Origin of the sequence: Caloramator australicus RC3, from assembly GCF_000297115.1 — a bacterium.
GTDB classification, from domain to species: domain Bacteria; phylum Bacillota; class Clostridia; order Clostridiales; family Caloramatoraceae; genus Caloramator; species Caloramator australicus.
Genome location: NZ_CAKP01000067.1, coordinates 70,353 through 80,586 on the forward strand (window position 1 = coordinate 70,353; position 10,234 = coordinate 80,586).

General features: G+C 32.5%; 13 protein-coding genes. 10 read left to right on the forward strand and 3 right to left on the reverse strand.

The window, feature by feature from the left end; translation table 11 throughout:
• Nucleotides 1-32: 32 nt before the first annotated feature.
• Nucleotides 33-311 carry a hypothetical protein gene (locus CAAU_RS15065; protein ID WP_008908660.1) on the reverse strand — a complete coding sequence of 93 codons (279 nt, stop codon included), beginning with the start codon at nt 309-311 and terminating at the stop codon, nt 33-35.
• A 97-nt stretch (nt 312-408) separates the two neighbouring features.
• Between CAAU_RS15065 and aroB the strand changes: the two genes are divergently transcribed.
• The 4 genes from aroB to aroA are packed head-to-tail and all read left to right on the forward strand — an operon-like array spanning nt 409 to nt 4,255.
• A complete protein-coding gene (gene aroB, locus CAAU_RS06635) occupies nt 409-1,473 on the forward strand; it encodes a 3-dehydroquinate synthase (RefSeq protein ID WP_008908661.1) in 1,065 nt (354 codons plus the stop codon).
• Between the two features lie 4 nt (nt 1,474-1,477).
• Nucleotides 1,478-2,167, forward strand: a complete 690-nt coding sequence (locus CAAU_RS06640; RefSeq protein WP_008908662.1) for a 5'-methylthioadenosine/adenosylhomocysteine nucleosidase — start codon at nt 1,478-1,480, stop codon at nt 2,165-2,167.
• An 8-nt stretch (nt 2,168-2,175) separates the two neighbouring features.
• On the forward strand, nt 2,176-2,949 hold the full coding sequence (aroF, locus tag CAAU_RS06645; protein WP_008908663.1) for a 3-deoxy-7-phosphoheptulonate synthase: 774 nt from the start codon (nt 2,176-2,178) through the stop codon (nt 2,947-2,949).
• Nucleotides 2,950-2,953: 4 nt separating this feature from the next.
• Complete coding sequence (aroA, locus tag CAAU_RS06650; RefSeq protein ID WP_008908664.1) at nt 2,954-4,255, forward strand: 3-phosphoshikimate 1-carboxyvinyltransferase; 1,302 nt, start codon at nt 2,954-2,956, stop codon at nt 4,253-4,255.
• A gap of 354 nt (nt 4,256-4,609) precedes the next feature.
• On the opposite strand, the gene CAAU_RS06655 is transcribed toward aroA, so the two are convergent.
• Complete coding sequence (locus CAAU_RS06655; RefSeq protein ID WP_008908665.1) at nt 4,610-5,176, reverse strand: ECF transporter S component; 567 nt, start codon at nt 5,174-5,176, stop codon at nt 4,610-4,612.
• A 144-nt stretch (nt 5,177-5,320) separates the two neighbouring features.
• Between CAAU_RS06655 and CAAU_RS06660 the strand changes: the two genes are divergently transcribed.
• The 6 genes from CAAU_RS06660 to CAAU_RS06685 all read left to right on the forward strand — a co-directional run bounded on the left by CAAU_RS06660 (nt 5,321) and on the right by CAAU_RS06685 (nt 9,865).
• Nucleotides 5,321-5,605: a DUF5665 domain-containing protein gene (locus tag CAAU_RS06660; RefSeq protein ID WP_008908666.1), complete on the forward strand. Its 285-nt coding sequence runs from the start codon at nt 5,321-5,323 to the stop codon at nt 5,603-5,605.
• 11 nt (nt 5,606-5,616) lie between these two features.
• On the forward strand, nt 5,617-6,222 hold the full coding sequence (locus tag CAAU_RS06665; protein ID WP_008908667.1) for a TraR/DksA C4-type zinc finger protein: 606 nt from the start codon (nt 5,617-5,619) through the stop codon (nt 6,220-6,222).
• A 65-nt stretch (nt 6,223-6,287) separates the two neighbouring features.
• On the forward strand, nt 6,288-6,734 hold the full coding sequence (lspA, locus tag CAAU_RS06670; protein ID WP_008908668.1) for a signal peptidase II: 447 nt from the start codon (nt 6,288-6,290) through the stop codon (nt 6,732-6,734).
• Between the two features lie 12 nt (nt 6,735-6,746).
• Nucleotides 6,747-7,664: an RluA family pseudouridine synthase gene (locus CAAU_RS06675; RefSeq protein WP_008908669.1), complete on the forward strand. Its 918-nt coding sequence runs from the start codon at nt 6,747-6,749 to the stop codon at nt 7,662-7,664.
• A 12-nt stretch (nt 7,665-7,676) separates the two neighbouring features.
• A complete protein-coding gene (gene pyrR / locus CAAU_RS06680; protein ID WP_008908670.1) occupies nt 7,677-8,213 on the forward strand; it encodes a bifunctional pyr operon transcriptional regulator/uracil phosphoribosyltransferase PyrR in 537 nt (178 codons plus the stop codon).
• A 71-nt stretch (nt 8,214-8,284) separates the two neighbouring features.
• On the forward strand, nt 8,285-9,865 hold the full coding sequence (locus CAAU_RS06685) for a DEAD/DEAH box helicase (RefSeq protein WP_008908671.1): 1,581 nt from the start codon (nt 8,285-8,287) through the stop codon (nt 9,863-9,865).
• Between the two features lie 4 nt (nt 9,866-9,869).
• Here the strand turns inward: CAAU_RS06685 and CAAU_RS06690 are convergent.
• The coding region (locus CAAU_RS06690; protein WP_156792050.1) for a transposase at nt 9,870-10,234 on the reverse strand (365 nt) is incomplete at its 5' end.

Here is a 10,234-nt window from a genome sequence, read left to right on the forward strand (position 1 = left end):
AACCCCTTAAGGACTAACCTTAAGGGGTTTTTTTACTTTTTACTATATTTTATGTCAAGGAAAAGTGAAAATAATATATTTGTAAGGGCTGCGATAAAAAACATAGTTGCTAGGATAAATCTTGCTAGGTCTTCAAATCCTACTGTCGCTTTTTTGCCAAGATATATGTTTATGAGACCGCCTATAAGAAATAAAATTCCTATTATGTATTTTAAAAATTTAACCTTCGAATATTTAAACAAAACAAATGTAAGGATAGCAGAAAACAAGGAAACTGCAACAATAACTGTAAAAAAACGTCCTAAAACCATTTTAAAACACCTTCCTTTTTTAATATTATATATTTCTTTTCATTAAAATGTTTAATTGTTATAATATTTTTAAAGAAGTGTATTAGAGGGGTTAGTTATGAAGGAAGTTAAAGTAAATGTTTCAAAACCTTATAATATTTACATATCCCATGATTTTAACTTGTTTAAAGGATTGCTGGAGAAATATAAATGTCATTCATTATTTATTGTAACCGATGATACAGTTTATAATCTATATAAAAATTATTTTAATCAAATTCCATATATAATTGGATTAAAATCAATTAAACCAGGGGAAGGAAGCAAAAACATAAACACAGTTCTTGAGATATACAATTCGCTAATTAAATGTAACGCTAATAAAAAGACGGCAATAGTAGCCATGGGTGGAGGAGTGGTTGGCGATTTAGCAGCTTTTGTAGCCTCAACCTTTATGAGAGGGATTAGGGTAGTTCATATACCTACAACTCTTATGGCACAATGTGATAGCAGTATAGGTGGAAAAACAGGATTTGATTATAACGGAATTAAAAACATTATAGGAACTTTTTATCAACCGGAATTTGTCTTTACTGATGTAAGTTTTTTAAAAACGTTGGATAAAAGGCAATTTTTAAATGGAATTGCTGAAGTTATCAAATATTCTATAGTTTGCGATGAGGGCCTTTGGGACTACCTGATGCAAAATAAAAGGGGATTGCTTGAAAGGGAATCTGATAAACTTATGCATATAGTTCATAAATGCTCTAAAATTAAAGCTAAAATCGTAGAAGAAGATGTGTATGATAATGATAGAAGACAGGTTCTTAATTTTGGACATACAATAGGTCATGCAATTGAAAGCTACTTTAAATTTGAAATTTTACATGGAGAGGCAGTATCCATTGGCATGGTGGTTGAATCTTATTTATCTTATCAGCTTGGATATATTAATTTTTCAGATTATCAAAGGATCATCGAGTTGATAAAGAATATCGGATTACCCGTAAAAATAAAAGTCGATGATATTGAAAAATTAATGGAATACATAAAAAAAGATAAGAAAAAAATAAATGAAAATATAAAATTTGCTTTACCATATAATATTGGCCATGCTATAATTACAGGGGATTTAAAAGAAAACTTTGTAAAAAATGCTATAAAATATTGTTTGGGAGGTTAAATAGATGATCGGAATAATTGGAGCAATGGAAGAAGAAGTATTAAAGCTAAAGAAAATGATGAAGGTAGATAGAATAGAAAAAAAGGCTAATATGGAGTTTTACAAAGGAATTTTACTTGATAAAGATGTTGTAGTGGTAAGAAGCGGCATAGGAAAAGTCAATGCTGCCATTTGCACACAAATACTTATAGACGATTTTAATGTGGATATAGTGATAAATACTGGAGTAGCAGGCAGAGTTAACGAAAAATTAAATCCAGGTGATGTTGTGATATCAAAGGATTTAGTTCAACATGATGTTGATGGAACATGCATTGATTATAAGCCAGGACAAATACCAAGAATGGATGATTATATTTTTAAAGCAGATGAAAAATTGATAAGCTTGGCATTTGAAGCAACCAAGGACATAGAGCATTTTAATGTTCATATAGGAAGGATTGCAACAGGAGATCAAGTAATTGCAGATTCTAAAAAGCTTATATGGCTCAAGGAAACCTTTGATGCGTTAGCTGTTGAAATGGAAGGGGCAGCTATTGCCCATGCCAGCTATATAAATAATATTCCCTTTGTAGTAATAAGGTCTATTTCAGATTTTGCAGATGAAAACCATGTTGCAGATTATGAAAAGTATATTAATATAGCAATAGAGAATTCTATTTCAATTTTAACAAATATGTTAAAAAAGCTGTAGGTGATACTATGGTCAAAAAAATAAAGCAAGGTCCTAAGGTTAATATAAATCAGCCTTTAATAATTGCTGGACCCTGCAGTGTTGAAAATTATGATATTATGGATAAAACAGTTAAATTTTTAAAGGAGTTAGGAATTGAATACATTAGGGGTGGCGCATTTAAACCAAGAACATCTCCCTATAGTTTTCAAGGTTTGGGAATGGAAGGAATAGAAATACTAGAAGATATGAAGAAAAAATATGGTGTTAAAATAGTTTCAGAGATACTTGACATTAGAGATCTTGAAGAAATGATAGATTCGATTGATATAATACAAGTTGGTTCAAGGAATATGTATAATTATCCCTTGTTAAAGGAATTAGGGAGGATAAAAAAACCTATTCTTCTTAAAAGGGGTATTTCGGCAACAATTGATGAATGGTTAAATGCAGCGGAATACATAGCTTTGGAAGGAAATACTGATATAATTCTGTGTGAAAGAGGTATAAGAACATTTGAAAACTACACCAGAAATACTCTTGATTTAAATTGTGTTCCTGTGGTTAAGCAAAGGACTAATTTGGCAATAATAGTAGATCCAAGCCATGGAACTGGAAGAAGAGAATTGGTAAAGCCATTAAGTCTTGCAGCAATTGCAGCTGGAGCTGACGGATTATTAATAGAAGTTCATCCTGATCCGGATAACGCTTTATCGGATGGTTTCCAGTCATTAAATTTTGAGGAATTTAAGGATACATATAACAAAGTAATTTCCACATATCACTGTGTAAATACGAGGTGATTAAATGAATTTTATTACAAGTAAATGTAATAATCTAAAGGGAAGAGTTAGATTAAAAGGGGATAAGTCGATATCCCATAGGGCTGCATTAATTTTACCACTGTGTCATGGCGATGCAGTGGTTAAAAATTTTTTGTTTGCTGAGGATACGATAAATTCTTTAAATGCAATGAGAATGCTTGGGGCTGATATAAAAATAGTTAATGATGAAGTTCATTTTAAAGCCAGAGGACTACAAAGTTTAAAACCACCAGTTAAGAGTATATATCTTGGAAATTCTGGGACATCTATAAGGCTTATATCTGGCATATTGTCATCCATAGATGGATATTTTGCTGTTTATGGGGATGAATCCCTTTGCAGAAGACCAATGAAAAGGATTATCGATCCCCTTAACATAATGGGAGCTGATATTAAGTCAATATTAAATAACGATAGGGCACCTTTATTAATAAAGGGAGGGAAACTAAAGGGAATAGAATACAGCTTAGAAGTTCCTTCTGCTCAAGTTAAATCTGCTATTATTTTGGCTGGACTTAATGCAGATAGGGAAACAAAAATAAAGGAAAAGGTTAGATCACGGGACCATACTGAAAGGATGTTAAAATATTTAGGGGCAGATTTAGAAATTAAGAAGGATGAAATAAGATTAAAGGGAGGGCAACAATTACAAGCAAGGGATTTATTTGTCCCATCTGATTTTTCATCAGCTGCCTTTATTATAGCAGCTGCTGCATTGACTGAAAATTCAGAGGTTACAATTGAGGATGTGCTTTTAAATCCAACACGGACAGGTTTTCTAGAAGCATTTAAGAATATGGGAGGCCAATTTGAAATATTAAATTTAAGAGAAGTTAACAATGAGTTGGTAGGCAGTATAAAGGTTTATAGAAGTAAATTAAAGGGAATTACTATTGAGGGGGAGATAATTCCAAGGCTTATAGATGAAATTCCTTTGATATCAATTCTAGCAGCTTTTGCTGAAGGTGAAACTATAATAAAAGATGCACAGGAATTGAAATACAAAGAAAGCAATAGAATAGAAAGCATAGCTTATAATTTAAAGGAAATGGGAATAGAATACGAAATCAGAGATGATGGATTAAAGATTTTAGGCAATACATATATTTTGAAAGACAGTTATAATTTTTATTCCTTTAAAGATCATAGAATAGCTATGGCTTTTTCATTAGTTGGTTTTGTTTTGGATAATGTTAGAGTTTATGACTGTGATAATGTTAAAACCTCTTTCCCAGATTTTGTAGAAGTTATGGAGGGAATAAACGGAAAAATTAAGATAGTATAAAACTTTATATGGGGTTGAATGATATCAACCCCATTCAGACTGTTGAAAAAGTTGTTTTTTGATAAGCCCCGTGAAGGATTTCCCTGGCATTCGCTCATTTCGCTAAGCAATTCTAAGCTTTTCTTTGTTTTCAAAAGTCCTACCCTCGTGAGCCGACATCCGTGTCGGCCACTCGGCTCTGCACGTCCGTGTGCAGAATTACGGACTTTTGAAAAGTCGAAAAGCAAGAATTGCTAGAGCTCATGAGAGATGCCTTTTTGAAATCCATTCACGGGGCTCTTGCATTGCAAAGTCTAAACAACAATGAGAGATTGTCTACAATCTGATGGGGTTGAATGATATCAACCCCATTTTTCACTCTTTAAAAGAAGATTTAAGAGCCTTTACTACGGCAGTAACGATTATTACTGCTACTATAATTTCTAGAGTCCCATTTTTAAGACCTACTAATAATAGAAATTTTCCTAAAGTATCTATTGCAATTTTTCTTATGTTGGCAAAGGATTGGGCAGCAAATAAGTAAATCATTGATAAAACTAAAACGGTATTTGTTAAAGTTCCTAAAATTGCTGTTAAAGATGCATTTTTTGTTTTCTTGTAAGCTAAAGCAGAGATTATACCTATCATAATTCTTGGAAATATAGAAACCATTGGATTTATAAAAACAGGGGCTAAAGGACCAGAAAGATTACTGATTAAACTTGAGAGACCAAAGATTAACCCTACAATTATTCCACCAAAATAACCTTCAAAAATAGATGCAATTATAACTGGAATGTGCATAAATGTTACCCTGATGGCTCCTAATTGGATGTAACCAAAGGGAGTAAAACTCATAAAAATAGAAATTGCACCTAAAATAGAAAGACGAGTTAAAGTTTTTAATGGAAAAGGTTTGACTTGATTTGGATTAGTTAACATAAAAACACCTCCATGTTCCGGCCATAAAGGTCCAGACATATTTTAATTTAATTTTATATTTTTTATGAAATGTAATCAATATAAAATTACCATAAATACATATTTAATAAGTTTTTAAGGCAAAATAATTTTGGAGGGCCTTTTATGAAGGAAAAAAAGGATTTAGAATTAATTAAGAATTTATCGCTACAACTTGAAAGAGCGAAAATAGGTGATTATGTAGATTTAATGCAAAATCCAACTCGTTTGATTTTATTAAACTTTATTTCAGGGATAGCAAGGGGAGTAGGCATAGGAATAGGTTTTACAATATTAAGCGCTTTTATAATTTATGTTTTACAGCGGCTTGTTATGCTTAATTTACCCTTAATAAGCGGTATTATTTCTGAAATAATACGCCTTGTAAAATATAGATTGCCAGGAGCATAAGGAGTGGTTTTATGGATTCAAACAAATTAAAACAATATAAAGAAAAATTAAAAAAAGAAAGACAAAGAATTTTACAAACCATAGATTCTATGTATGAAAATGGTCTTGCAAGTCCACAGCGGGAGGAGGTTGGTGAGCTTTCTGTAAATGACAATCATCCTGCGGATATGGGGACAGAAATGTTTGATAAAGAAAGGGGATATGCCCTTTTAAGCAATGAAAAGGATATGTTATATCAAATAGATAGAGCCCTTGAAAATATAGAAAAAGGAACATATGGAAAATGTGAAGTCTGTGGAAGAGAGATTGAGGAGGAAAGGCTAAATTTGTTACCCTATGCCCTAAGGTGTTCTAACTGTGAAAAGGAAATGATTAATCATAATACCTTTAGGTATGATAGACCAGCAGAGGAAGAGGTTCTTAATTATCCCTTTGGAAGGACCTTTAATGATATATCTGAATCGGTTGAGTATGATGGTGAAGATGCATGGCAGGATGTTGACGAGTTTAATAAAATTCCCAAAATGAAACGAAATTATGAAGATGAGTATATAAGCGGAACCGTAGATGAAACTGATAATATTAGCAATCAACAATACAAAAATCAGTTACCCTAAAGGGCTTGCATTATTGCAAGTCTTATTTTATTATGTTAATAGCTAAATAAGAAATGGGGGATGTTATGCAGATCTTGTATATTTTACTTCTTGTAATTATAGACCATATAACAAAATACATAGCAAAAATTCAATTATCTTACGGAAAGTCCGTCACGTTAATTGATGGCTTTTTAGAACTTATATATGTTGAAAATAGAGGGGCAGCCTTTGGAATCTTAAAAAATAAAAAATTTTTTCTTGTAGGAATAACTACAATTGCTATTATAGGAATGATCTATTATTTAGTTAGGACCGCAAATCTGAATAAGTGGGAAAGAATGAGCCTTATTTTTATAATATCTGGTGCTATTGGCAATTTGATAGACCGCATATTTAGAGGTTATGTAGTTGACTTTATCCATTTTTACATAAAAGATATATTTGATTGGCCTGTGTTTAATATCGCCGATATTTTAGTAGTCATTGGTGCTATAATTTTAGCTTTTTCGATTTTATTTTTAAAAAAATGATGGAGTGATGCTATGGCTGAAATAAGAACATTTTTGGTGGAAAGTAATGATGTGGGAAAACGAATTGATGTTTTTTTAAGCGAAAAAATTGAAGATATGTCAAGGTCTAGAATACAAAAGTTAATTGAAGATAATAAAATTAAGGTGAATGCAAAGGAAATTAAGAGCAATTATAAAATAAAAAATGGTGATGAGATTACTGTTGAAGTTCCGAAACCTGTAATGTTACAAATACAAGCAGAGGATATTGACATTGATATATTATACGAAGATGATGACATTGTTGTTGTTAACAAGCCTCAAGGAATGGTCGTTCATCCTGCGGCAGGTAACTACACAGGAACTTTAGTGAATGCTCTTTTAAAAAAGTGTAGGACTTTATCAAGCATTAATGGTGTGATAAGGCCTGGAATAGTTCATAGAATTGATAAAGATACCTCTGGGGTGTTAGTTGTAGCTAAAAACGATTATGCTCATCAACATCTAGCTGAGCAGATAAAGGAGCACACGGTAAAAAGAGTATATATTGCTTTAACCGAAGGGGTTATAAAACAAGACCAAGGAACAATTGATAAGCCAATAGGAAGGCATCCTATACATAGAAAAAAGATGGCAGTTATTGAAAATGGCAAAAGGGCAGTAACTCACTTTAAGGTTTTAGAAAGATATAAGGAAAACACATTAGTCGAGGCACGACTAGAGACGGGAAGAACCCATCAAATTAGAGTTCATATGGCATATATTGGGTATCCATTGGTAGGTGATCCGGTTTATGGGTTTAAAAAACAAAAATTTAATTTAAAAGGACAGGCTTTACATGCGATGGTATTGGGCTTCATTCATCCAAGAACCGGTGAGTATATGGAGTTTTCATCACCGTTGCCTGATTATTTCCAAAATTTGATTGAAAAATTGCGAAGGATGTCATGAGGAGGTATGAAGATGAAGGAAAAGGCTATGCTCTTAGATGAAAATAGTATAATTAGAGCATTAAAGAGAATATCCCATGAGATAATTGAAAAAAATAAAGGTGTTGAAGATGTGGTTCTTTTAGGCATTAAGACGAGGGGGGTTCCTCTAGCTAAAAGAATTGCAAAATTCATTGAGTCCTTTGAGGGGCAAAAGGTTTTAGTTGGAGAGATAGATATATCATTTTATAGGGATGACTTGACAGAAAAATATATAGAGCCTATGGTAAAGACAAACAAATTAGAATTTGACATTAATGGGAAAAGAGTTGTCCTAGTAGATGATGTTATTTTTACTGGCAGAACGGTAAGAGCTGCACTAGATGCTGTAATAGATTTAGGAAGACCTAAAGCAATTCAGCTTGCAGTTTTAATAGATAGGGGACATAGGGAACTACCTATAAGACCTGATTATGTTGGCAAGAATGTTCCGACATCATTAAATGAAGTTGTTGAAGTCAAGCTATATGAAACCGATGGTGAAGATAAAGTGATTATTTTAGAAAAATAATTTAACTTTATAAGATAGATGCCGGTTTATCCGGCATAATTTTTTAGCATAATAATTAATGAGGTGATAATATGGAAAAAATTAAATTCGAAGAATTAAATTTATCAAAGGAAATATTAAAGGCAATTGAAGAATTAGGATATGAAGAAGCAACGCCTATTCAAGCAAAAACCATTCCAATAATACTTCAAGGTAAGGATATTATCGGTCAGGCACAAACCGGGACAGGAAAAACAGCTGCCTTTGGGATCCCAACGCTTGAAAGGATTGATCCATCTAAGAAAACTATTCAAGCTTTGATATTGTGTCCAACAAGAGAATTGGCTATTCAAGTTTCAGAGGAATTAAAAAAGTTATCAAAATATAAAAAAGCCATAGGTATTTTACCAATATATGGTGGACAATCGATTGAAAGGCAAATACAGTCCTTGAAAAAAGGGGTAAACATAATAATAGGAACTCCAGGAAGATGTATAGACCATATCGAAAGGGGCACATTGAAGCTTGAAGATATCAAACTTTTTATATTAGATGAAGCGGACGAAATGCTCAATATGGGATTTATTGAGGACATAGAATTTATTCTAGATAAAACACCAAAGGATAAACAGACTTTGTTATTTTCTGCTACGATGCCAGATCCTATACTAAAGTTAACAAAAAAATATCTTAAAAATCCAGAACATATTAAAGTTGTTCATAAGGAATTAACGGTTCCTACCATTGAACAGATTTATTTTGAGGTTAAAGAAGCACATAAGATTGAGATTTTATCAAGGCTTTTAGATATATATAATCCTAAATTAGCTTTAGTATTTTGTAATACAAAGAAAAAAGTAGATGAAGTTGTATCTAGCCTACAGGCAAGGGGATATCTTGCGGATGCTCTACATGGAGACATGAAACAAAATCAAAGGGATAGGGTTATGGCTAAATTCCGTTCAGGAACTATTGATGTTCTTGTGGCAACTGATGTAGCTGCAAGAGGAATTGATGTTGAAGATGTAGAGATAGTTTTTAATTACGACGTTCCTCAGGATGAAGAATATTATGTCCACAGAATAGGTAGAACAGGAAGAGCAGGAAGGGAAGGAAAGGCCTTTACATTTGTTTCTGGAAAGGATATATATAAACTTAGGGATATTCAAAGATATACTAAAACAAAAATAAAGCTTCAAAAAATTCCTACCTTACACGATGTTGAGGAAAGTAGAACAAGTAAAATTATTGATAGGATTAAAGAATCCATCAACGAAGGTAATCTGGAAAAATATAGCGACATTATTGAAAGAATAATAGATGATGAATATACATCCCTTGATGTTGCTGCTGCTTTACTTAAAATAGTAATGAGTGAAGATAAAAGGTATGATGAAATTGAGGATGCTTTTGAAGGCACTGGAGCAGAACCAGGCATGGTAAGGTTGTTTGTTAACGTAGGAAAGAATCATAAAATAAGCCCAAGAGATATAGTTGGGGCAATAGCTGATAAGGTTAAGTTACCAGGTGATTTGATTGGAAGAATAGATATTTTTGATAAATTTTCATTTGTAGAAGTCCCAACAGATTATGCTAATGAAGTCTTAGATATCATGAAGAATAATACAATTAAGGGTAAAAAGGTAAATATTGAAATTGCAAAAAATAAATAAAGGGCTACAGCATGTAGCCCCAGACCGTCGACAAACCCCACTTTTCAAAAAACGAAAAGTGGGGTTTGAGTATTTTTACAAGCATTTTTGATAAATATTTTATAAATACAAAGAAATTTTTGCCCTTTCCAGGGCCGTTTTGTCCCTTCTTCCACATCCAATTTGCCATCTTCTTTAAATTAAAGCAAGCACAAACAAGCATCGCTTGCATGGACACTTTTTCTATCCCTCTTAGTGTTGTCCATCGCAAACCATGCTTCTCCTTCAAGTCGGCAAATACCCTCTCTATGGTTTTGCTTCTATCTTTATATAGTTCTTTGCATTCGTATGTATGTCTCAAATGTTCTACTTCTTCTAGATATCCTTCCC